The sequence below is a fragment of the Nocardia tengchongensis genome (assembly GCF_054781395.1).
The window spans coordinates 154,120-175,393 of the sequence record NZ_BAAGUM010000017.1 but is presented as its reverse complement, the minus strand read 5'-3'; the positions used below and the strand labels follow the sequence as shown (position 1 = coordinate 175,393).

The following is a 21,274-nucleotide window of genomic DNA, read 5'->3' as shown; positions in this document are numbered from 1 at the left end:
TCGATCCCATCCCCCATCGTCCTCGCGCCACATCCGCAGAGCCACCGATTCGGCATCCAACTGATCCGCGATCACCGCGACCCGCCGCTGCAACGCCAGCAACTCGATCAAATCCCGCGGCACGGGTGGCTCCCCCGGCGCCGCCGCGGCCACCGCCCGCACGGCCTCGTCATGCGCATCCCGGATGGCGGCCCGCAACCGCCCGCCCGTCAACGGCTCCCCCATACCGAGCGTCACGTCTCGAATGTACCCGTCCGGCAGATCCTTCGAAACGCTGTCGAACGCCCGGTCCGATATCTGCAAGTTCGTCGCACAAGACTCGTGTCATGACGATCTTCGGAGTCCGTAAACCCTTGCTCCACTGTGGATTTCTGACCGTAGCGCTGGGCGCAGCCTTAACCGCGCCGCAGGCGTCCGCCGCTGCGGCCGGTGTCCACTACACCGCCGGCGTCGGCGCCACCCGCGCTTCCATCTGCCAATCCGACCCCGACATGGTGCCGCGCATGAACGGGCCGGACCTCGCGGTTCAATTACTGTCGATTCGGCGACCTGCGAATTCGACGAATCGATGATCGAATACGACGAAGCGATCCAACTGTCGAATCACAGCCTGGGCAGCCGCGTGCGACTATGGCATCGCACCATGCCCTACAGCGACGGCACGCCCCACGATGAAGCCTTCGTCGCGGCGTGTGCCGAACTGTCGGGCAACGGGATGACCGCCACCATCCGCGGAATCATGCTCGACACCGTCGGAGGCCGCTCGCTTCCGCACTTCCTGGACACCTTGGTCGCGGACTTCGCCGGCTGGGACGGGATCCGAACCTGGGAAAGCCTCAACCATGAGCTCCGAATCGATGCCGAGCACCTGCGACTGGGCCATGTCCAGCTGGACTGGTCACTGACGCAAGGTCCCGTCGCCGACCAGAACGCGTGGACAGCAACTACGACAACGGCATTGGAAGCCGGCGAACAGCTCCGCCAATTCGCTGCCGCGGTCCGCAAGTTCCTGCGGCCGGGTATTCCGGCGAATCAGGAGCTGGGCTAGTGGCCGGCTAGCTGCTCCTCGTCGTCGATGACATCCTGGATCGCGTCGATCTGGTCTTGAACCACCTCGGCGCGCGCCACCAACTCGATCCGGTCGGGCTCGGTGAGGCTTTCGGCACCGAGCTTCTCGAAAACGCAGGAGAGCACCGACCGTAAGTCCTCCAGCTTGTTGTCTGACTCCATGGGATCTCACCCTACGTCCGAACCCATCCGCTTCATCAGGAGACAGAACCTGGCGCGACGGCGTGTGCCCCGGGAAGTAGGGGCAACCCGATTTTTTGAAGTAAGATAATTTCACTTCCTGTGGACGATAGCGTTCTTCGACCTCGTCGTTCGAGGCCGAAGAACAGGAGACGCAGATGAGTGCACGTATCGGGCTGGACCGCCGGATCACCTGGGGCGTTCGGGCTTTGGTCGCGGTAGCGACCCCGGTATTGCTGTTCGGCGCTCCGGCCGCTGCCCAATCCACCATGGGGAACGTCGCCATGAAGGAGGCGAATCCACAGGTCGGGTGCGCCTACGAGGTGAACAGTGGTGCCCTGTACCGGTTGCGCGCCCGTGATGAGGCGAGAGACAACTTCGCGGGTAGCGGCATGCTGGTCACCTTCTTCGACGATGGGGCCACCATCGGCACCGGCAGGGTGGGTGGCGACCCGAACGGGTGGGGTCAGGCGAAGGTGTCGTGGACCCCGAAAACCGTTGGGCAGCACGTTCTTACCGCGAGTGTGCAGGGCAGCAACGGCCCGACTCCCCTGGACCCGTTGACCGTGCAGGTCCGCGCCGGCACGAATACGGGCAGCTTCGGCTGCTTGCCCGGCATCTTCGGCTAGCGCGAAACGAACTGGCTGGAGGCACAGCCGGATGGTGCAGTTCAGACGATCAGGCTTGCGGGTGGACAGCTAGGGAACGCTCCATCCGTCATCCTCCGCTGAGTCCCCATTCATCGAGACCGGCGTAGACGCGGGCGACACGGAGCCTTGGTGCGCCGAAGCATTCGGCCCCTCCCGTATAGATCGCGATCAACGAATCCGGGCCTCGCCACCAGGTGTCGGCCAGGCCGCGTACCTCGGTCACGGGTTCGAAGGCACTCAACGGCAGCTCGTCGATCGCATCACCGCGAATTGTGGTGATCTGCTGGGCGTAGCAGGACGCATGGTGAGCCAGCGCAACCGATTCGATCCATCCTTCGATGGTCGAATGCAGTGGCACCCACCGATCGCCGTCGATGCCGAATTCTCCCGATGGACCGATCATGAAAGCGATCGCTGTCGACACCCGCTGCCCACCTGCCTTGAACCACCCGCCCCGCTCGAGCGCCCCCCTCGGCATATCGGCGCACAGCATCTTGGGTCCGCCGTCGTATTCCATAGATGGCGGCAGGACCAGCCCGCCCCACCGTCGTTCGAACTCGGCGGCACGCTCGACCTGCATTGCGGGAATGCCGATTTCGAGCCACCGGTCCCGATGCTCCTCCACCCAGGTGGATTCGTCGCGAACACATTGCGTCGAAATGAACCACTTACCCCGACGCGTGAGCGGCTCGGTCGAATCGACGACTGGCTGCAAATCCACGCGGCCGACAGTACGCCGACTCGACGGTTCTCTCGAACGCACGCTTATGACCCGCATGGTTCAGAGCCGCCTCAGAACAGCCGATCACTCGAAGGCTCCGGCGAATGCCGAGTGACACAAAATGGAGGACAAACCAGGCGAAACCCTCCAGGGTGTGCCACTCGGCGACGAAATATATTCCGTTGGTGGCGATTACGGCGTCGCTGCCATCCCCGGCAGAGGTCCTTTGGCGGCGGTAGTGTCAGGTCATGCGGTTACGTCGTCCCATCGCGACCTTCAACAAGTACGTCACCAACCACATACAGGGTCTCTGGGCGTGGCTGCTCCCGCCGTGGGCGGTCGTGTATCACACGGGCCGGTCATCGGGCCGCGCGTTCAGGACGCCGGTCGTCGGCTTCAAGACTTCGGAGGGCTTCGCGATCCCGATTCTCTATGGGCCGCAGAGCCATTGGGTCAAGAACCTGCTGGCTGCGGGTGGCGGCGAGATCCAGCGGGTCGGCAAGCGTTACAAGCTCGTCGACCCGCGGGTCGTCCCGGCGTCGGAGATCACTGCGAAGGGTATCGCCGGCCTGTACACCCGGGCCGGAGACTCGACTCTGGTCGCCACGCTCGGCGAGCGCGTGTAGTCCTGGCCGCCGCGCATCCGAACGTCCCCAACGGCCATCCGACATCCTCCGCGACTCTCCCCATCGAGGAGCAGATCGGACTGCTCAGACATCCGATCCTGACACCAGTCTCTTACCAGCCGCCTACAGCGCGGCCGCACGCACTGTGTTGTCGATGATCGGAAGTCGGTTCCTTATCCTTTGGCGCCGGAGTCTCCGAAAATGTGGGCTAGTGCGTCTGGTTCGCGGCTGCCGATTCCTGGAAGTCGACGAGTTCTTCTCCGTGCGCCTGCGCCCATTCCGTCAGCATCGCTATCGGTTCCTGGAGCGTCCGACCGAGCGGGGTCAGGCTGTACTCCACCCGCGGGGGCGCTTCGGCGTAGCGCTGCCGGTCGATGAGGCCGTTGCCCTGCAGGCGGCGGAGGGTTTGGGTCAGCACTTTTCGGGAGATCCCCCCGGACAGGGCGACCAGTTCGCTGTGTCGTTTGGGACCGTCCTGGAGCGCGTACAGGGTGACTACCGACCACTTGTTCGCGATGACTTCGAGTGCGGTGCGCGCAGGACAGTCCGACATGAACATGATTCCTGCAGGGGCACTCACGATCCGAAGGTTACCAAAAGGTACCTATCGGATTCCTAGCGTTGCCGTCATGCACATCGCAGCCCTGATCCTGTCCGTCCTGCTCGCTGTGGCGATGCTCCAGTCCGGAGTGATGAAGTTCGTTCGCCCAGCATGGATCCGCGAATTCGCCGAAGCGGTCCACCTCACCACCTCGCAGCTCACCGCGCTCGGGAGCCTGCAAATCGCCGCGACAGCCGGTCTCATCTCGGGCATCTGGTTCCCGCCCTTCGCGATCGCCGCCGCGATCGGGCTGGTGCTCTACTTCGGCGGCGCGATCGTCGCCCACATCCGCAGCGGCGACCGAAACATGCTGGGAGCCACGGTCTTCCTGGCATTCTCGATCGCGACGTCAGTCGTGCTCGTTCTCGATATTCGCCCCGCCTGAGCTTGCGGCGACATACCGCTTACGCCCGGAACGCCCTGTAATGCCGCGGGTCGTGCCGGCCGAAGCGGCCAGCGCGGCATGGTGGAAGTTCAACTGGCCGTGGTCATCCGAGGCCGGGCCGAACGCACCATCATGCCGAATGCCGGACAAGCCACATCCCTACGCGGGGCGCCGGGGGCGTCTGGGCCGCGTGCCGGATCCCCTTGTCTACAGTTCCGGGAATGGGCGCCACCACAAACCGCATCGTCTGGTCTGGGCTGACACACAACTACGGTGACGCTTCGGACATCCCGGGCCTGCTGCGGGCGTGCGCCGACCCCGACGCCGACACGGCGTACGACGCGATCGCCGACCTGTCCAACAAGCTCTACCACCAGGGCGGCTGGGTCTGCTCCGCCGCGCCGGCCGCGCTTCCACTGCTGGCCGACCTAGCCTCCGACCGTGCTGTGCACCACCGGCACGAGGTGGTCGAGTTGATCGGTCTACTCGCCCGCGAGGCTGTCACCGTGTCCGGCAAGTTCGTGGACCGCGGGTGGCTGCCCGCGCTGGACGCCACCAGGCCGCGACTGCTCGCACTGCTGGACGATCCGGACGCGCTCGTACGTCGCGAAGCGACCTTGCTCGTGGCGGACGGCATCCGGCACCCGGACTCGGTGACAGCGCTGCGCCGTCGTTGGGCGGTAGAGGTCGACCGCGTCACCCGAGCCGACCTCGTGCTCGCGTTCGGCACCGTATGCACCTGGACGTCGGACGAGGCACTGCGCGCCGACCTGGTCGCGCTGCTGGCCGATGACGATCTCCAATTGCGCCTTGCCGCCGTGCACGCGTTGGGCGAGTCCGATCCGACCGTCGCGACACGCCAGGTCGACACGCTCGTGCGGGCCGTGCTGGACCCCGACGCCGCGCTGTGGCCGGACTCCGCGTGGATCGGCGGCACACCCGCCACGATCGTGCACGCTACCGGCGCCCTGCTTGCTGCCGATCCAGTCGCGGCCACCGTTTTCGCTGTCGGGACAGCCCGCGATGACAACCCGCAACGCCGCGTGGCCGCTCTCGGGCACGCCCAGCAGGTGCTCTCCCAGTGGCGCACCACTACCGACGGGCTCCTGCCGTTGCTGACCAGGAGTCTCGGCGACGAGGCGCCCGAGGTCCGCTACCGCGCGGCGGCCCTGCTCGCGTGCCTGGGCCTGGACGCCGCCGGACATGCTGACCGCCTGGTCGCCCGCACCACGGATTCGGCACTACGGGACGCTCGCGTTCGGACCACCGTCGGCGACGCGGCGGTGTGGGCGCTGGCCCGGCAAAGCCATCCGGGCTGTCTGCCCGGCCTGGTGGAACGACTGTCCGGCGGTCGGCTGGGTTTCGACACGACGCTCGTTCACTTCGGACGGGGCATGCCCCACCTGCGTCAGCCGGCCATCTGCGAGGTGCTGATCCCGCTGCGCCACCATGCCGACGTTCTGCTCGACTCGCTCGCTGCCCGACGGGACCTCGCCTCGAACCTGTGCCGGGTGGTCGAGGCCTGGGGCCCGGACGCTGTCTCCGCGCTACCCGCCGTGGTGGACGCGGCAGCCGACGAGAAGCTCCGCGCTGTGGCCGCGAAGGCGATGGGGGCCGTCGGCCCGGCGGCCGCAGACGCCGCGCGAACCTTGCTTCCTGACGTGGACATGCCGACCGTGGCGTGGGCGCTGTGGCGCACCGGCGGCGACCCCGACCTCGGTCTTACCGCGTTGACCCACCACCTGACCCGACCCGAGCCCCGGCACACCGTCATCGCGTTGGTCGCCGACCTGGGCCCTGACGCCGCCGCGTGTGCCGACACCCTGCGGACGTTGACCCGCTCCGCTGACGCATGGACGCGGGCCGGGGCCGCCCACGCCCTATGGCGGATCACCGGCGACCCAGTCGAAGCCGTGGCCGTTCTCACCGAGCTGTCGCAGCCTCTGGCGCAGGGCGACTGCCTGCCTGTCCGCATCGCCGCCCTGTCTCACCTGGCCGACATCGGCGTGGTCGACGATCGCATCCGTTCGGTGGCCCAGGCCATCATCGACAACCCACGGCGGATCGCCTACTCCGGAGGATGGCGCACCTTCACCGAGGACGAGCGGATCAGGACCGCCGCGTCCGCGCTGCTGAATTGACCGCCAGGTCGCCCCATTCACGAACCCGACAATCCCAACCTGAAGATCAACGCCCCGAGATCAGGCGGATTCCAGGGGTCGTCGCAACGCTGCTGGTGTTGGGCGGTTAGTAGATCACGCAGGCGCTCGGCTGGGGTATCCCAGTCGAGTGTCTTGCGTGGACGGTTGTTGAGTTGCTGGGCAACATATTCGAGTTCTTCGGGCCCGTGGACTGATAAGTCGGTGCCCTTCGGGAAGTATTGGCGCAGCAGGCCGTGAGGCCGCCGCTTGGCCTCGGGCTTACCCCGCTTGGCCTTGACCGCATCGACCAGACCCGCCGCGACCAGGACTCGGCGAGCCGTCGGATGCGAGACACCGACCGCTTTCGCGGCCTGATTCACCGACCCAGTCACGTTGAACACCAACCGGATACGCTCCCGATCCACCGAATCAGACCGCCGCCGACGTTCGGACCGATCACCGAACCGAGCAAGACCCTCCGAAAACGACACGGCCGCCACAACCTCTCAATCGAGAACGTTGCGACGACCGCGTGAACCCACATCATCTCGGGGCGTTCGTGTGTCCGCCAGCACCGGGAGTCCGGTGCGGGCCCAGCACCTACCTCACTGCCGTGGTCCGTGCACCGTGCTCATTTGAGCTTGCGGCAGTAGAGGGCGTCGGGGTGGCCGTAGCGGAGGTTGGACCAGGAGAAGGCGATGCCGTCGGCGTACTCGTCGGCGTTGCACTGCGCCTTGTACCAGCCGGGGGCGTAGTCGCCGCCCTCACCTGAGGCGGGACGGCTGTCACCGCGGTCGGCCCAGAGGGTTCGCCCGGCGCCTGCCAGCGGGATGCGGCCGGGGGCGCAGAGGATGCCTGACATACCGTCGCCGCGCAGGCTGTAGCCGATCATGAATTGTCCGGTGGGGCACTGGTATTTGGTGAAGCCTCCAGCCCAGTCGGTGTCGACCTTCTCATCGGAGATCTTGGTCGCTTGGGTGCCCGGCTTCCAGAGGTCGCCCTCGGTCGCGTCCGTGCACAAGCCGCCCTGCCCGCGGTCACTGATCCCGATCATGCGCTGGTCGTCGGGGCAGACCAGCTTGTGTGCGCCGCTGTCCCAGTCGCCGGCGGCGCGCAGGGAAGCGTTGTCGTCATCGTGAATCGCGTTGAGCATGGACCAATTCCGGACCGGGGCGACCTGGCCGGTCTTGCCGTCCGCGGCCAGCAGGCGGCGCATGTGCGCGCCGCGCCAGTCGTCGGTGTCCATGACGCTGCGCGAGGTGCCGTCGGTGTCGTAGCGCAGCAGGCCCCAGTCGTTGCCCTTGTCATTGTGCTGGAATCCGACGATCGGCCAGTAGGCGAAATCGAGGTCCCGATCGATCAGGTAGTCGACCATATTGCCGAACCACGCCTTGTCGGCGGCTTCGGAGTTCTTGCCGACACCGAACTCGCTGACCCAGACCGGGGCGGTGAAGTGCTGATCCGGGGTGGTCGCCACGGACCCCGCCCGCTCGTCCATCGATTTGAACAGGTCGGCGCGGGACATGTCCCGGAAGCGGGCGTCGTGGGTCTCGCCGCCGCCCAGGCCGGACCCGCCGGTGTGGTTCGGGCCGATGTAGCCGTAGAAGTGGGCGGCGTACACGACCTTGTGTGAACGCACCAGGGTTTCGGAGAGGTCGTGGACCGGCTTCAGCATCGGCCGCTCGTGCCACGTGAGGTCGGTGGGGATGCCCATCCAGTTGACGCCCTCGATCATGATGAGCAGATTCGGGTTGACGTCCTTCAGGATTCGATCGCCGGCCTGACGGGCGGCGGCCTCCCAGTCATGGCCGTCGCCCATGCCCCAGTTCGGGTTGTCCCAGGTGTCGCGGCGGACCTCATTGCGCAGGTCCGCACCGATGACGCCCGGATTGCCCTGGTAGCGGGCTGCCATGAACGCCCAGTCGCTCACCCATTTCTCGGTGTCCTGACCGGAGTTCCAGCGTTCGTTGCCGTCGACACCGCAGCACCAGCGGGTTGAGGTGGTGTGGTTGTTGAGGATGACGCCCAGCCCGGCGTCGGTCAGCGCCTTCACGGCCCGGTCGTACACCTCGAGCGGCTTCAGGCCGTTCAAGGAAGGATTGGCGGTCAGACCCTTGACCGGGCGGCTGTCGGTGAGCATCTCGTTGGAGAACGGCAGGCGGATGCTGTTGAGGCCCAACTTCTTGAAGTCCGTGACCAGCTTGTCCATCGGGACACGATCCAGACCCAGCGGTGCGCGGTGCCCGACCTCCTGGCCGGTGTTGTTGTTCGGGTCCTCGTCGTCGCCGTCACCGGTCCAGGTGCCGCTCGCACCGTGCCAGTTACCGGACTTCAGCTTCACCCGGTTCCCGCTCGCGTCGACGATGTAGCGTCCACGCGTGCTCAGCGGCCCCTTCAGCTGAGGAGATCCGGTTCCCGATCCGGATCCGGTTCCCGGGCAATCAGCCGATCCGGAGAACAGACAGAACGGCGCGGCCTGCGTCGACGACGCGAAATGCACCGCTAACGCCATCAACATCCCGGAAACCAGCGTGAACACGGTCAGCGCCGCCCACCACGGCCGCCGCTGTCGAACGCGGGGGTAGATCAACGTCATTCGAGTTCCTCATCCACCAGGCAATCGCCACACCAACGGAGGCGGCACCAGCGGGCGACGTGACACCGCTCGCTGATGCTCAGCGGCATGAACGTTAGAGAGCCCCCCAAAAGAACAGAAACAGCAATTTGCCGACTATCGATCAGGTTTCGTTGTCAATCACCTTGTGGCAAAGAGAGAGACCCTGTCATTCGCCGGCTCGGTAGGGTGGCTAACCGAGGCCACACATACTCGGGGGAATTGTCTTGGAACACAGAAGTTCATGGCGGCATGCTCTGGCCGTGGTCGCGGTGTCGATGGCGGCCACCGCTGCCGCCGGCGTCGCGGAAGCGAGTCCTGACGCACCGGCGGATCCGGCTGTCACGATCACGTTGCCCGCGCCAACCGGACCCGACCCGGTCGGCGTCACCGAATTACCTCTCGTCGATGCCAATCGCGCCGATCCATGGGATCCCAGTCGGAGACGCGAACTGATGGTTCAGATCTGGTATCCGGCCGATGGCGCCGACACCTCGCCCCTGGCGCCGTGGATGCCGCCTGGCGGACTGGCAGAACAGCGCTACGGCCTCACCCAGAGCGGCGTCGCTTCCGACAGTTGGGCGCTCGCGCCCAGCCACAGCCGCAGCAACGCGCAGGCCAGAGCGGGCAGCGGGAAATTTCCGATCCTGCTGAATTCTCCAGGACTCGATGACACCGCCGGGTTGAACACCGCCCAGGCCGAAGACCTTGCCAGCCACGGCTACATCGTGGTCGCGATCAATCACACCCACGAATCGTTCGCGGTGCAGTTCCCTGATGGGCGCGTCGAACGCAGTGTGGTGCCGATGGATTCGCCGCTGAACGTGCTGGCCGACGTCTTGGTCCCCACCCGCGTCGCCGATGCGCGGTTCGTCCTCGATCAACTCGTTGCCGCCGGGCACTCCACCCATGCGGGTCCCGCGCTGCCGCAACACCTCGCCGACGATCTGGATCTGACGAAGGTCGGTATGTTCGGACATTCGCTCGGCGGCGCGACCACCGCGCAAACCATGCACGACGACTCGAGGGTCGCCGCCGGCGTCAATCTGGACGGACCGATACTCGGCACCGTGGCCGCCGAAGGTCTCGACCGGCCACTGCTCATGCTCGCCAGCGACACCTCACCGTGGTTCGGAAACCCGGGCTGGGAAGCGCATTGGGCAACCAATACCGGAGTGAAGCTGCCCCTCCGGGTCGCGGGCACCCGGCACATGTCCTTCACCGACGAACAGGTGATCGTGCCCCAACTGGCCGCGGCGGGGTTGTTGAGCGCAGACCTGAAGACCGCCGCCATCGGCCCGATCGACGCGACCCGCTCGATCGACCTCCAACGCTCCTGCCTGCTGGCCTACTTCGACGCCGTCTTCGGCCGCAGCGACACGAACCCCGCCGAAACCATCAAACGACTCGCCCAGCCCGAGCTACTGCCGCATCTGTGACATTCACCGGTCCCAGACGCGGCTGTCGAGAAAGTCGGCCCATACGTCGGGAGCGAAGCGGAGGATCGGGCCGGTGCCGTTGTCCTTGCTGTCGCGGACCAGGGTGGCGTCGGGGTCGTGACGGACCTCGACGCACGCCTTCGCGCCTTCCGACTTGCTCGACTTGTGCCAGACGCCGAATGCCGGTCCCTTCACGCTTCAAACTCCTTCGCGCAGTGCAGCATCAGATCTCTCGTGCCTTCTTCTGACAACGCTACCGCCGCGAGGGCCGAAATGGTCCGGCCATATTTGGCCACGATGTCTGCTCGCTCGTGATAGACGCCCACGCTGTTACCGCCCTCGACGTAGACCACCGGGGGCTCGACCAGGCCACTGTCCAAACGGGGAAACTCCAGCAAGGTGAATGATTGAGTCGTCAAGCCGGGGTGCGGGCCTGCCTCGAACGGGATCACCCGGATGGTCACGTTCGGGCGCTCGGTCGCCTCGGCCAACGACCGGAGCTGTTCGGCGACCACGGCCCCGGCTGCGGGGCGGTGACGCAGGATGGCTTCCGACAAGAGGGCGTCGAGCCGAAAGCATGGGTCGTCCAGACGCTGCTGTCGACGAGCGGTCAACTCGATCCTGCGCTCGAGATCAACAGCTGAGATATCCGGCTCCTCGATATGAATCACCCCACGCCGATAATCCGGCGTTTGAAGCAATCCCGGCATCAAGACCAGTTGGTGGGTGACTACCCGGTCAGCGGCCGACTCCAGTCGCAGATAATGCGGGAAGTGCGCCTCGTACTGATCAGAATAGGGTCGCCAGAATCCCTTCGAATTGCCTTGCTGCTGTTGCGCTTTCGCCTGCTCCCGCACCTCCTCCCACAAGTTGAGCGCTTCCGCCTCGACCTGCGGTCCTACCTCGTAGAACGCCAGCAGGTCTCGCAGCTGGGAGGTGGCGATCTTGGTGGGGATGCCATCTTCGAGCCGCAACAAGGTTTGCTTGGACACCTCGATTCGTAGCCCGGCAGCCAAGGCAGCCTTCCCGGCATCGAGCCGGATCTGACGAAGGAACTTTCCAAATGCCCTACGGGACACCGTAGATCCAGTCATTTCCTTAGCCTCACTATTTCGGTTGCCACATTTTGAGCCAGGCCAATTTGGACCTCCAGCATATTTCAATGGCCCGGCCATTTTGGTCCTGTCAGTGCATGTTTCGAGTGTCTACTGGACAGGTACAGACCGGCACCTGAGATTGCTCGGTCGCCGCTCGGTACATCATCCGAAGCCCTTGCCATAAACATCACTTGGAGTCGTCATGACTTGGGAGACTTGGCTTTTGGTATCGATGCTCGCTATCGGAGTGGTGGTGATAGTCGGGGCGCTCGTCGAGGATTGGCGAGGGACACGCCGACTCGACCCGCCGTCGGACGGTCACGGGGTATTGACGTTGCGGACCGTCGATGGGGGCTACCTGGAGGTGCCGGTCAGGGCGGGCCGCGTTACCAGCCATCGGCGGGGGCGATGAGCGATGGCGTTCACACAGTCGGAGGCGAAAGTTCTTGGTGCACTGTCCGTTCTGGACGAGGTACAGGACATGACCGTGCGGCAGATATCGCGGGCAACCGGGCTGCCCGATACCTCGATTCATCGCGCGCTGCTGCGCTTGTCGCGCAGTGGGCTGGCAATGGGAACGCCGCGGGGTACTGCGCGATGGCGTTCGACCGAGCGAGGCCGTCTTGCCATCGCCCGGTCCGTCTATCGCGAGTTCACCGCGTGACATCCGGGCCGGCGATGTGCGGCTAGCCCGTCAGGTTGTTCCAGAACGCGCAGCGGTGGTCGGCGGCGAAGTTGTCGGAGAACTGGTTGCCTGCGGGGCGGAAGGACAGGAATGACGGTGTGGCTGAACTGTATTGGGGAATGGCCGGTAGGCCCTGCGGGTCTGCCGTGCCGGTGGCGATGAAGCGGGTCCAGTAGCGGCGCATTTCGGACTGGAGGCGGTGCTGGGCGGGGCTCATTACGGCGTCGAGGGCGAAGCCCGCCTGGGCTAGGTCGAAGAGGGAGGGGAGTTCGGCGGCGTGGTAGGCGCCCATGGGGAAGGTGCTGGGTGGGGACAGGGCGGCGCGGTCGTCGAATTCGTAGACGTAGGTGGGGTTTTGGCGGGCGAGGTCGGAAATCTGGCCGGTCAGTTTGCAGACGAGCTGGTCGGTCCAGGAGCGGGTGAGGGCCAGGGCCGGCTGGGGGTAGTCGGTCAGGGGGTACTCGCGGAGGACTTGGTCGATCTGCGGTGGGGTCAGGTCGGGGATCTTGGCGGCGAGCAGACGGGGGTAGTCGGCCGGGGTCATCTGGGGGCCGAGGGGGATGCCGTATTTGATCCAGACCCAGAGGGCTACCTCGTCGTGGTTGGAGCCGACGAACGTTGGGACATGGGCCATGCCACCGGATTTCAGCACGGTGAGTGGGTTTTCGGGGAGGAAGGCGTTACCGTACACCACATTGGTGTCGTCGGGGCCGCGATCGACCAGGACATCCGGGGGGAGGTTGCGGAGGCAGGTGGCGTCGTCGGTCGCGGGGCAACCGGCTGCGGCGGACCAGGTGTCGCCTTCGGCCTCCGCTTCGGGGAGGGATTGGCTCGCGCAGAGGCCGCTTTGGAGCATGGCAGCCTGGAACAAGCCCTTCGAGGAGGGGGTGGCCATGTGGGTGCAGATCGACAGGCCGCCTGCCGATTCACCATCCAGGGTGACGTGGGACGGGTCGCCACCGAAGGCGGCGATATTGCGATTGACCCAGCGCAGGGCCGCCTGTTGATCCATCAGGCCGTAGTCGCCGGAGCCGGAGCCGTCGTCGAGGGCGGAGGCGGCGAGAAAGCCGAACAGGCCGAGACGGTAGTTGACGGTGACGATGATGGCGTCGCCGTCGGGTTGGGAAACCAAAGGGGCTGCGCCGTACATGCTTCCGGAGCCGGTTTGCAGGCTGCCGCCGTGGATCCACACCATGACGGGCAGGGGGCGACCGTCGGCAGGCAGGGTGCGGGGTGTCCACACATTCAGATAGAGGCAGTCCTCGACCGTTGTGCGCAGGCCACCCAGTCCGGTGGGCTGCGCACAGTTCGGGCCGGAGTCGCGGGCCTCTCGGACGCCGGACCACGGGGCGACGGGAGCGGGCGGACGCCAGCGCAGATCCCCGACCGGGGGTGCGGCGTAAGGGATTCCATTGAACAGGCGGTAGGTCTGGGCCATCACGCCGTGCAATGCGCCGCTGTCGATGGTGACCGTGTCGGGAGCGGGTAGCGCTCGCGCCACCGGGCCGCTCATCGCGAAGGTGGCCACCAACAGCGCGACCGCCGCGAACACCACGCCGAATCCCCTACCGAACCACCCCTGGTCACGCACGATCACCCGAGCCTCCTGGGCCTGCAAGCGCTATCGCGTAGTTGTTCGATACTAGTCGGCCGGTTCGAACGGGGGTCCGGAGTCTCACGAAATCAGCAAAACCCCTGCGTGCGGCCTGGTATCCGGGCGGGGACCGTCTCACGGCGAGACGGTTGTTGACACTCGATTCAGGTCGGGGCGACCGTGGGCCCATGACCCGCACCTCCGCCGACGCGCTCGACGTCTTCGATCCCGCGCACATCGACGATCCGTACCCGCTGTACCGGCGGCTGCGCGAGCAGTCCCCTGTCTACCGCATCCCGGGCACCGACTTCTACCTGGTGACCTCGTGGGACCTGGTGACCGAGGCGGTGAGTCGCGGCGACGAGTTCTCCTCGCACCTGACGGGCGCGCTGCTGCGGCAGGAGGGACAGCCGCCGACGACCTTCGATATGGACGGCGGCGGCCAGGCCATCCACGTACTCGCCACCGCCGACGATCCCAGCCATCAAGCCCAGCGCAAGCTGGTGCAGCCCTTGCTGGCCAAGCGGATTCGCAGACTCGGACCGACCGTCACCGAACTGGTCGACCGGCTGTGGACCGAGGAACTCCACGCCGATCGCATGGAGTGGGCGGCGGGCATGGCCGACCGGCTGCCACTGTCCCTGGTCGCCGACATCATCGGACTGCCGGACGCCGCTGTGCCGCAACTGCTCACGTGGGCCTACGACAGCACCGAGATGCTGGGCGGGGTGGTCGACGCCGACCGTTTCATGCAGCTGGTCACCGCGGCCACCGAACTCACCGGCTACCTGCACACCGAATTCGCGGCCGCCCAGCGCAACCCGGGCGACGACCTGCTCGGCGTGCTGGCCCGCGCCTGCGCGGCCGGCGAGATCACCGACGTGGTGGCCGTGCTCATCCTGGTCCAACTCGTCGGCGCGGGCGGCGAATCCACCGCGGGACTCATCGCGAACGGCGCGCGCCTGCTCGCCACCCGCCCCGACCTCCAGGACGAGCTGCGCCGCGAACCCGCGCTCCTGCCCGCCTTCCTGGACGAGGCGCTGCGCCTGGAATCGCCGTTCCGAGGCCATCATCGGCACGTCACCACCGATACCGTGCTGGGCGGCATCGAGATTCCCGCGGGCAGCCACCTGCTGTTGCAGTGGGGCGCGGCCAACCGGGATCCGGCCCGCTTCGACGACCCGGACACCATCGACCTGGACCGGCGCAGCGGCGCCAACAATCTCGCCTTCGGGCGCGGCATCCACTTCTGCATCGGGTCGGCGCTGGCCAAGCTGGAAGCCACCGCCGCGTTGACCGCGCTACTCGAGCGCACGACCGACTTCGGTCTCGTCGAAGACGCCCCGCCGCAGTGGTTTCCGAGCATCTTCGTGCGCCGCCACCGCAGCCTGCCGCTGCGCCTGCGAATCCGAAGCACGTAAGCCCGTAGATTCGCCCGGTTCATTTGAAAACCTGCTGCTTCCGCGCGTCCGCCGGTGCCGGGGGTGCGGTCACGGCATGATCGTCGTCGATCGGGGGGAATTCACAGCTGTGACCACAGGAAGGGGTTCTTGTAGTTATGACCGTGTTCGTGAAGTCCGTGTACGTCCGCCGCATCACCCTGGCGGCAACCGCGTGTGCCCTGTCCGGAGTGCTGGCCGCGCCCGCCGCCGCCGATACCGCCCCGCAGCGGATCACCCTGGACTACACCAAGGGCAGGTGCGGCCAGACCACGCTGATGGCGCACTCGTTCACCCCCACCACGCTGGAGATCACCACCTCCAGCAACTTCACCGACGACGCCAAGATCGACATGGCCGGGCAGCGCACCCCGCTGCCCGACACCTACGGCGCGGTGACCACCGCCGTCGACCTCGGCACCCCGATGCCGGGCGTGATCCCGTTCGAGGTCTCCGGTTCGGAGTGGCCGGGCAGCATGGGCACCGGCTGCAAGGGCTGGATCATCGTCGCCTGATCGAGCGTGCGCACGGCTGAGCCCCGGGAGAGATCCCGGGGCTCAATCGTTTCCGCGGCCTACTTGCCGTGGGTGCGCAACTGGTAGAGACCCTCGGTCTCGGCGACGACCACACCGTTGGCGTCGGTCACCGTGGCCTTGAGCGTGAAGTCGGCCTTGCCCTTGGCATCGGCTTCCTCGGTGATCCGCTTGATCTCGTCGTCCGACAGCGACGCCTCGGCGCGCACATCGGTGGCGGCGGGACGGCGGAAGAACACGTGCAGGTCCTTCACGAGGGGGAAGTACTTGGCGGTGTCGAAGCTGGAGATGGCGATCGCGCCGCCCAGGATCTCCGCGACGGTGAACAGCACACCGGCGTACATGACGCCGAAGTGATTGCCGTTGCCCTCGATGGGGACCGTGGTGGCCGCGTAGCCGGGGCGCACCTCTTCGGCCTGCACACCCATCTTGTGCGCGATCGGAATCGTGAACTCCAGGGCGCTGTTCACGACCTCGTTCAACGCGGGGGCGTCGTTCGCCATGCGGACCTCCTCGTCCCAGAAAAAGGCAACTTACTGACGTAGTGCCAACAAGGTGAATCATTCCGCCTGAGAGGGTTTCGGCGCAACTCTTTCACCCAGACCGTGAAACCCGCCACATCCAGGCAAATCATCCCACGACACCTCTAGTATGCAAGTCGTGTCCAAGACTTTCTCCGCCGCCGAACGCGCCTACCGCGAAATCAAGGAACGCATTCTCACCGGCGACCTCCCCGGCGGCGAGCTGGTCAGCGAAAACGAGATGGCCGGCGAGCTCGGCACCTCCCGCACCCCGGTCCGCGAGGCCTTCCTGCGACTCGAGACCGAAGGCTGGATGCGCCTCTACCCCAAGCGCGGCGCGCTCGTGGTGCCCGTGCCCTCGCACGAAGCAGACCATGTGATCCACGCCCGCTACATCGTGGAAACCGGCGCGGTCGACGCGCTCACCCGAATCGCGCGGGCCGGCCTCATCCCCCGGCTGCGCGAATCCCTGGACCGCCAGCGCGAACTGGCCGACGCCGGCGACCTCGAGGAATTCGCCATCGCCGACGCCGACTTCCACCGCGAATACGTGGTGTCCGCCGACAACCCGCTGCTCATCGGTTTCTACGACTCCCTGCGCGAACGCCAGCGCCGGATGAACAGCGTCGCGCTGGAACGCGGCGAGACCAACCCGCACCGCATCATCGAACAGCACACCCGCCTCGCCGACCTGATCGAAGCCGCCGACGGCGCCGGGTTCGCCGAAGCCCTCGCCGAACACCTCACCGACGTGCACGGCGTCACCCCGCGAGGCCTGTGATGGCGACCCTGACCACCCTCGACACCCGCACCACCGGGATCGGCACCCACCCCAAGGCGTGGCTCGGCGTGGCGACCGCCATCTTCGCGATCGCCTGGGGCGGCAACGAATTCACGCCGCTGCTGGTCATGTACAAGCGCGACGGGCTGCCCGGCACCACCGTGGACCTGCTGCTGTTCGAATACGTGCTGGGCATCGTGCCCGCCCTGCTCATCGGCGGCCCGCTCTCGGACCGCTACGGCCGCCGCCCGCTCATGCGCCCCGCCCCATTCATCGCGGCCACCGGATCGACGCTGCTGGCCTTCGGATCGGCCACGGTCCCCATGCTTTCCGCGGGCCGCGTGCTCTGCGGCATCGCGCTGGGACTGGCCATGGCGGTGGGCAGCAGCTGGCTCAAGGAACTGTCGCAGCCGCCCTTCACCGCCGACACCGCCTCCGGCACCGGGGCTCGACGCTCGGCCATGAGCCTCACCGGCGGCTTCGGCGTCGGCGCGGGCGTGGCCGGGGTACTGGCGCAGTGGGGTCCATGGCCGGACTCGCTCGCCTACCTGATCAACGTGACGCTGTGTGGACTGGCGGCTGTCCTGCTGTTCCGCGCTCCGGAAACGATCGTGCCGCAGGCGAATCCGGGCCGGCTGCTCGACGATCTGAAGGTTCCCGTCGGCGCACATCACCGCTTCCGCACCATCGCGCTGCCGGTGTGCCTGTGGCTGTTCACCTCGTCGGCGGCGGCCTACGCCATCATGCCGACGCTGATGATGCCCAAGGTGCACGGCGCCCCGATCGCGTTCTCCGCCTTGATCACCGTCATCACCCTGGGCTGTGGTTTCGGCATCCAGTCGGTGGCGCGCAAGATCGACCGGCCCGGCTCGCTGCGGCTGCCGGTGCTGGCGCTGAGCCTGGTCATCCTCGGAATGCTGCTCGCCGCAGCCGCTTCCGCCACCCTCACCCTGTGGCTGACCGTGCTGACCGCCGTCGCGCTGGGCATGGGATTCGGCAGTGGCCTGGTCGCGGGCCTGCTCGAGATCGAGCGCATGGCGCGCCCCGACGACCTGGCCGGACTGACCGCGGTGTTCTACGCGGTCAGCTACCTCGGGTTCGGTGTCCCGGCCCTGATGGCGTTCTGCCACAACGGGATCGGCGTCGGCTACCCCGCCATGTTCGGCGTCCTCGCCGCCGCCTGCGCGGTCTGCCTGGCCATCGTGAGCCGCTCCCGCCCGGCCTGAGCTCGGACACCTGGCGGCGGCCCCCAACCGCCCGCCGCCGGGCCCCGCCTCACAGCGAGCGGGAGATGATCTCCTTCATGATCTCGCTGGTCCCGCCGTAGATCCGGTTCACGCGAGAACCCGTGTACATGTTCGCGATCGGGTACTCCATCATGTAGCCGTAGCCGCCGAACAGCTGCAGGCAGCGGTCCACCACCTTGTCGCAGGTCTCGGCCGCGAACAGCTTGGCCATGGACGCGGTGGACGGATCGTTCTTGCCGTCGATGTACTGCTGGATCGCGTAGTCCACCAAGGTCTTGATGGCCAGCGCCTCGGTCTTGACCTCCGCCAGGGTGAAGGCATTGTGCTGGAACTTGCCGATCGGACGGCCGAACGCCTCGCGCTCCTTGGAGTAGCGCAGCGCCTCCAGCACCGCCGCCTCGGCCAGCGCCGAGCACAGGCTGGCGATGATCAGCCGCTCCCGGGCCAGCTGCTCCATCAGCTGATAGAAGCCCAGACCCTCCTGCGCGCCCAGCAGATTCGCCACCGGCACCCGCATGTCGGAGAAGAACAGTTCGCGAGTGTCCTGGGCGTGCTGGCCCATCTTCTCCAGCACCCGGCCGCGCTCGAAGCCCGGCAGATCCTTGGTCTCGGCCACGATGAGCGAGACGCCCGCGGCGCCCTGGGACGGGTCGGTCTTGGCCACGATCACCAGCAGATCGCAGTGGGTGGCGTTGGAGATGAACGTCTTCGAACCGTTGACGACGTAGTGGTCGCCCTCGCGGATGGCGGTGGTGCGCACCGACTGCAGGTCCGATCCGGTGCCCGGCTCGGTCATGGCGATGGCCAGCACCAGCTCGCCGCTGATGATGCCCGGCAGCCACTTCGCGCGCTGCTCGTCATTGCCGTAGTTGTAGATGTAGTGCGACACGATCGGCGAGTGCACCGAGAAGCCGAAGCCGTTGTCGTGGGCGTAGACGAGCTCCTCCTGGACGATGGCCTGCATGCCGTAATCGCCGCCCGCGCCGCCGAATTCCTCCGGCAGGTCCAGGCCGAGCAGGCCCGCCGCGCCGGCCTTGTTCCAGAACTCGCGATCGACCATGTGCTGCGCGGTCCAGCGCTCGCGATTCGGCACGGCCTCCTTGCGGAAGAACTCCGCGGCGTGCTTGCGCAGCTCGCGGTGCTGATCGGTCTCCCAGGTGGGCCGGTAGTCGGGGAACAGTTCGGACATCGGTGTCACTCTCCGTGGTTGCGTCGAATGTTGCGGCTCCACCGCACCCGGGGCAACGCGGTGCGCTACCGGTTCCCCGGTCAGAGGCCGGATCTGGGGATCCTCCTTGCCGCGAACGATACAGTTGTATCGTGAGTCGGTCAATCATACCGAATGCCCAGCGTGCGGCCGATAACCACTAAGTTGAGGGGCGATGCTGAATCCACGAGCCACCAAAGACGACCTGACCGCCAAGGCCCGCATCCGCAATGCCGCGATGGATCTGTTCGCCCAGTACGGCGACTCGCGGGTCTCGCTGCGCGCGGTCGCCGCCGAAGCCGGCGTCACCCTCGGCCTCGTCCAGCACCACTTCAAGACCAAGGACGGCCTGCGCGACGCCACCGACCAACTCGTGGTCGACTACTTCGCACAGGCCGTCGCCTCGATCCCGCCGACCGGCACTCACGCCGAGGTCGCCTCCGCCCGCGACGAAGCGGTCCGGAACATGCTGCACGCCAACCCCGCCGTGGTGAACTACATTCGCCGGTCCCTGTTGGAGCCCTCCGAAACCCGCATCCATCTGCTGGACGCGGTGGTGGAACTGACCCGCAGCGAAGTCGCCGGACTACGCGCGGCCGGGCTGGCCTCCACCGACAAGCCCGAATCCGACCAGATCGTCGCGGTACTGCTGCGGCAGTTCGGCGAACTGCTGCTGGCCCCGATGCTGGACGCGGTGTGGGAGCGGGTCTCCCCCGGCAATGCCACCCGCCCCCGGTTGTCGATCACCGTCAAGGACTGAGCAAGCCCGCGACGGCCGATCAGCTTTCGATGGGCAGGCCCGCTTCGGTCCAGTCCTGGATGCCGTCGCGGTATTTGCGGACATTGGTGTAGCCGAGTCGTTCCAGCTCGGTCGCGACGTGCTGGCTGTTGGAGCAGGCCGCGTTGGAGCAGTAGGTGACGATGGCGGCGTCGCGGTCCGGAAGCAGCTGCGGCGCTCGGGTTTCCACGTCGGCCCCGACCAGGGCGACCGCACCCGGGAGATGAGCCTTGGCGTAGTACGCGCCGCCCAGGGTGTCGAGCACGGTGACCGTTCCGGCCTCGATCTCCTTCAGCAGTTCCTCGCGGGTGATGAGCGCGGTCATGAGAATTCCTTTCACCGAAAAGTATGTGCGTGTGCACGCTACTACGTATGTGCGGGTGCACGCAACCGGTTATGATGAGCTTGTGTCCGCCCCCCGATCCCATCCGGCCGTCCACGCCTGGGCCGCCCTGCTCCAGGTCCACGCCCGCCTCGTGCCCGAACTCGACGCCGAACTGCGCCACGCCACCGGACTGCCGCTGAGCTGGTACGACGTGCTGCTGGAACTCGATGGGCCGCACCGGCTCCGGATGAGCGACCTGGGCGAGCGCGTGGTGCTCAGCCGCACCCGGGTGAGCCGGCTGGTCACCGAGATGGAACTGAAGGGCCTGGTGCGGCGCGAATCCAACCCCGACGACGGGCGTTCGGCCTTCGTGGCCATCACCGACGAAGGACGCCGCCGCTTCCGCGAATCCGCACCGCACTACCTGGCCGGCATCGAGCGGCGACTCGGCGGCAAGCTCGACGCGGCCGAACTCGAAACCGTCGCATCCGCACTGCGAAAGGTGCTGGCACCCAGCGATGTCCCGACCCCGGAGGTCGGCGCGCCGTAGTTCGGCGCGGGCTGTGTCCAACGGTTGCCCGCCGGGCGGGGGACGGGAACAGTGGATGCCGGAATCGATCCCCACCGGATTCGATCGACCGG

General features: G+C 66.7%; 24 protein-coding genes and 1 pseudogene. 14 read left to right on the top strand and 11 right to left on the bottom strand.

The window, feature by feature from the left end; genetic code table 11:
* Nucleotides 1–326 precede the first annotated feature (326 nt).
* Both ACYVKL_RS31870 and ACYVKL_RS31865 read left to right on the top strand, forming a co-directional pair.
* Nucleotides 327–572 carry a hypothetical protein gene (locus ACYVKL_RS31870; protein ID WP_379167658.1) on the top strand — a complete coding sequence of 82 codons (246 nt, stop codon included), beginning with the start codon at nucleotides 327–329 and terminating at the stop codon, nucleotides 570–572.
* On the top strand, nucleotides 569–1,048 hold the full coding sequence (locus tag ACYVKL_RS31865; RefSeq protein ID WP_379167660.1) for a DUF6228 family protein: 480 nt from the start codon (nucleotides 569–571) through the stop codon (nucleotides 1,046–1,048). Before ACYVKL_RS31870 ends, ACYVKL_RS31865 begins: the two co-directional genes overlap by 4 nt.
* On the opposite strand, the gene ACYVKL_RS31860 is transcribed toward ACYVKL_RS31865, so the two are convergent.
* Complete coding sequence (locus ACYVKL_RS31860; RefSeq protein WP_379167662.1) at nucleotides 1,045–1,230, bottom strand: hypothetical protein; 186 nt, start codon at nucleotides 1,228–1,230, stop codon at nucleotides 1,045–1,047. The two genes, ACYVKL_RS31865 and ACYVKL_RS31860, sit on opposite strands and share 4 nt — an antisense overlap.
* Nucleotides 1,231–1,406: 176 nt before the next feature.
* On the opposite strand from ACYVKL_RS31860, the gene ACYVKL_RS31855 reads away from it, so the two are divergent.
* Nucleotides 1,407–1,877 carry an Ig-like domain-containing protein gene (locus tag ACYVKL_RS31855; RefSeq protein WP_379167664.1) on the top strand — a complete coding sequence of 157 codons (471 nt, stop codon included), beginning with the start codon at nucleotides 1,407–1,409 and terminating at the stop codon, nucleotides 1,875–1,877.
* Between the two features lie 88 nt (nucleotides 1,878–1,965).
* Here the strand turns inward: ACYVKL_RS31855 and ACYVKL_RS31850 are convergent, their stop codons facing one another.
* A complete protein-coding gene (locus ACYVKL_RS31850) occupies nucleotides 1,966–2,619 on the bottom strand; it encodes a hypothetical protein (protein WP_460773653.1) in 654 nt (217 codons plus the stop codon).
* A gap of 248 nt (nucleotides 2,620–2,867) precedes the next feature.
* On the opposite strand from ACYVKL_RS31850, the gene ACYVKL_RS31845 reads away from it, so the two are divergent.
* Nucleotides 2,868–3,245 (top strand): nitroreductase family deazaflavin-dependent oxidoreductase, encoded by a 378-nt coding sequence (locus ACYVKL_RS31845; protein ID WP_379167668.1) that lies wholly within the window; start codon nucleotides 2,868–2,870, stop codon nucleotides 3,243–3,245.
* A gap of 208 nt (nucleotides 3,246–3,453) precedes the next feature.
* On the opposite strand, the gene ACYVKL_RS31840 is transcribed toward ACYVKL_RS31845, so the two are convergent.
* Nucleotides 3,454–3,825, bottom strand: a complete 372-nt coding sequence (locus tag ACYVKL_RS31840; RefSeq protein WP_246598087.1) for a winged helix-turn-helix transcriptional regulator — start codon at nucleotides 3,823–3,825, stop codon at nucleotides 3,454–3,456.
* A 49-nt stretch (nucleotides 3,826–3,874) separates the two neighbouring features.
* Here ACYVKL_RS31840 and ACYVKL_RS31835 point away from each other — a divergent pair, with 49 nt between their 5' ends.
* Complete coding sequence (locus ACYVKL_RS31835; RefSeq protein WP_379167670.1) at nucleotides 3,875–4,231, top strand: DoxX family protein; 357 nt, start codon at nucleotides 3,875–3,877, stop codon at nucleotides 4,229–4,231.
* Nucleotides 4,232–4,452: 221 nt separating this feature from the next.
* Entirely contained in the window at nucleotides 4,453–6,372 is a 1,920-nt protein-coding gene (locus ACYVKL_RS31830) for a hypothetical protein (protein WP_379167673.1), read from the top strand.
* A 17-nt stretch (nucleotides 6,373–6,389) separates the two neighbouring features.
* On the opposite strand, the pseudogene ACYVKL_RS31825 reads toward ACYVKL_RS31830, so the two are convergent.
* Both ACYVKL_RS31825 and ACYVKL_RS31820 read right to left on the bottom strand, forming a co-directional pair.
* Nucleotides 6,390–6,629, bottom strand: a pseudogene (locus tag ACYVKL_RS31825) (hypothetical protein); the annotation flags it as partial.
* A 374-nt stretch (nucleotides 6,630–7,003) separates the two neighbouring features.
* The gene (locus ACYVKL_RS31820; protein WP_379167675.1) at nucleotides 7,004–8,968 is read right to left on the bottom strand and encodes a glycoside hydrolase family 5 protein; all 1,965 of its coding nucleotides are present in this window, start codon (nucleotides 8,966–8,968) and stop codon (nucleotides 7,004–7,006) included.
* 245 nt (nucleotides 8,969–9,213) lie between these two features.
* Between ACYVKL_RS31820 and ACYVKL_RS31815 the strand changes: the two genes are divergently transcribed.
* On the top strand, nucleotides 9,214–10,425 hold the full coding sequence (locus ACYVKL_RS31815) for an alpha/beta hydrolase family protein (RefSeq protein WP_379167677.1): 1,212 nt from the start codon (nucleotides 9,214–9,216) through the stop codon (nucleotides 10,423–10,425).
* Nucleotides 10,426–10,428: 3 nt separating this feature from the next.
* Here the strand turns inward: ACYVKL_RS31815 and ACYVKL_RS31810 are convergent, their stop codons facing one another.
* Nucleotides 10,429–10,620 (bottom strand): DUF397 domain-containing protein, encoded by a 192-nt coding sequence (locus tag ACYVKL_RS31810; protein WP_379167680.1) that lies wholly within the window; start codon nucleotides 10,618–10,620, stop codon nucleotides 10,429–10,431.
* A complete protein-coding gene (locus ACYVKL_RS31805) occupies nucleotides 10,617–11,417 on the bottom strand; it encodes a DUF5753 domain-containing protein (RefSeq protein WP_379167682.1) in 801 nt (266 codons plus the stop codon). Before ACYVKL_RS31805 ends, ACYVKL_RS31810 begins: the two co-directional genes overlap by 4 nt.
* Nucleotides 11,418–11,937: 520 nt before the next feature.
* Here ACYVKL_RS31805 and ACYVKL_RS31800 point away from each other — a divergent pair.
* Complete coding sequence (locus tag ACYVKL_RS31800; protein WP_379167684.1) at nucleotides 11,938–12,186, top strand: helix-turn-helix domain-containing protein; 249 nt, start codon at nucleotides 11,938–11,940, stop codon at nucleotides 12,184–12,186.
* A gap of 22 nt (nucleotides 12,187–12,208) precedes the next feature.
* Here the strand turns inward: ACYVKL_RS31800 and ACYVKL_RS31795 are convergent, their stop codons facing one another.
* Nucleotides 12,209–13,804, bottom strand: coding sequence for a carboxylesterase/lipase family protein (locus ACYVKL_RS31795; RefSeq protein ID WP_379167686.1), 1,596 nt, complete (start codon nucleotides 13,802–13,804; stop codon nucleotides 12,209–12,211).
* A gap of 185 nt (nucleotides 13,805–13,989) precedes the next feature.
* Between ACYVKL_RS31795 and ACYVKL_RS31790 the strand changes: the two genes are divergently transcribed.
* Both ACYVKL_RS31790 and ACYVKL_RS31785 read left to right on the top strand, forming a co-directional pair.
* Nucleotides 13,990–15,222: a cytochrome P450 gene (locus ACYVKL_RS31790; RefSeq protein ID WP_379167687.1), complete on the top strand. Its 1,233-nt coding sequence runs from the start codon at nucleotides 13,990–13,992 to the stop codon at nucleotides 15,220–15,222.
* Between the two features lie 137 nt (nucleotides 15,223–15,359).
* The gene (locus ACYVKL_RS31785; RefSeq protein WP_379167688.1) at nucleotides 15,360–15,755 is read left to right on the top strand and encodes a hypothetical protein; all 396 of its coding nucleotides are present in this window, start codon (nucleotides 15,360–15,362) and stop codon (nucleotides 15,753–15,755) included.
* A gap of 59 nt (nucleotides 15,756–15,814) precedes the next feature.
* Here ACYVKL_RS31785 and ACYVKL_RS31780 read toward each other — a convergent pair whose 3' ends face one another.
* Nucleotides 15,815–16,276 carry a PaaI family thioesterase gene (locus tag ACYVKL_RS31780; RefSeq protein ID WP_379167689.1) on the bottom strand — a complete coding sequence of 154 codons (462 nt, stop codon included), beginning with the start codon at nucleotides 16,274–16,276 and terminating at the stop codon, nucleotides 15,815–15,817.
* 148 nt (nucleotides 16,277–16,424) lie between these two features.
* On the opposite strand from ACYVKL_RS31780, the gene ACYVKL_RS31775 reads away from it, so the two are divergent.
* Both ACYVKL_RS31775 and ACYVKL_RS31770 read left to right on the top strand, forming a co-directional pair.
* Nucleotides 16,425–17,075, top strand: a complete 651-nt coding sequence (locus tag ACYVKL_RS31775; protein ID WP_379167690.1) for a GntR family transcriptional regulator — start codon at nucleotides 16,425–16,427, stop codon at nucleotides 17,073–17,075.
* The gene (locus ACYVKL_RS31770) at nucleotides 17,075–18,301 is read left to right on the top strand and encodes an MFS transporter (RefSeq protein WP_379167691.1); all 1,227 of its coding nucleotides are present in this window, start codon (nucleotides 17,075–17,077) and stop codon (nucleotides 18,299–18,301) included. The genes ACYVKL_RS31775 and ACYVKL_RS31770 overlap by 1 nt, the downstream gene beginning before the upstream one ends.
* 49 nt (nucleotides 18,302–18,350) lie before the next feature.
* On the opposite strand, the gene ACYVKL_RS31765 is transcribed toward ACYVKL_RS31770, so the two are convergent.
* Nucleotides 18,351–19,511, bottom strand: a complete 1,161-nt coding sequence (locus tag ACYVKL_RS31765) for an acyl-CoA dehydrogenase family protein (protein WP_213557624.1) — start codon at nucleotides 19,509–19,511, stop codon at nucleotides 18,351–18,353.
* A 193-nt stretch (nucleotides 19,512–19,704) separates the two neighbouring features.
* On the opposite strand from ACYVKL_RS31765, the gene ACYVKL_RS31760 reads away from it, so the two are divergent.
* On the top strand, nucleotides 19,705–20,289 hold the full coding sequence (locus tag ACYVKL_RS31760) for a TetR/AcrR family transcriptional regulator (protein ID WP_357192549.1): 585 nt from the start codon (nucleotides 19,705–19,707) through the stop codon (nucleotides 20,287–20,289).
* A 19-nt stretch (nucleotides 20,290–20,308) separates the two neighbouring features.
* Here the strand turns inward: ACYVKL_RS31760 and ACYVKL_RS31755 are convergent, their stop codons facing one another.
* Nucleotides 20,309–20,632 carry a rhodanese-like domain-containing protein gene (locus ACYVKL_RS31755; protein WP_379167692.1) on the bottom strand — a complete coding sequence of 108 codons (324 nt, stop codon included), beginning with the start codon at nucleotides 20,630–20,632 and terminating at the stop codon, nucleotides 20,309–20,311.
* An 82-nt stretch (nucleotides 20,633–20,714) separates the two neighbouring features.
* Here ACYVKL_RS31755 and ACYVKL_RS31750 point away from each other — a divergent pair, with 82 nt between their 5' ends.
* Nucleotides 20,715–21,182, top strand: coding sequence for a MarR family winged helix-turn-helix transcriptional regulator (locus ACYVKL_RS31750; protein WP_379167693.1), 468 nt, complete (start codon nucleotides 20,715–20,717; stop codon nucleotides 21,180–21,182).
* Nucleotides 21,183–21,274: the final 92 nt, after the last annotated feature.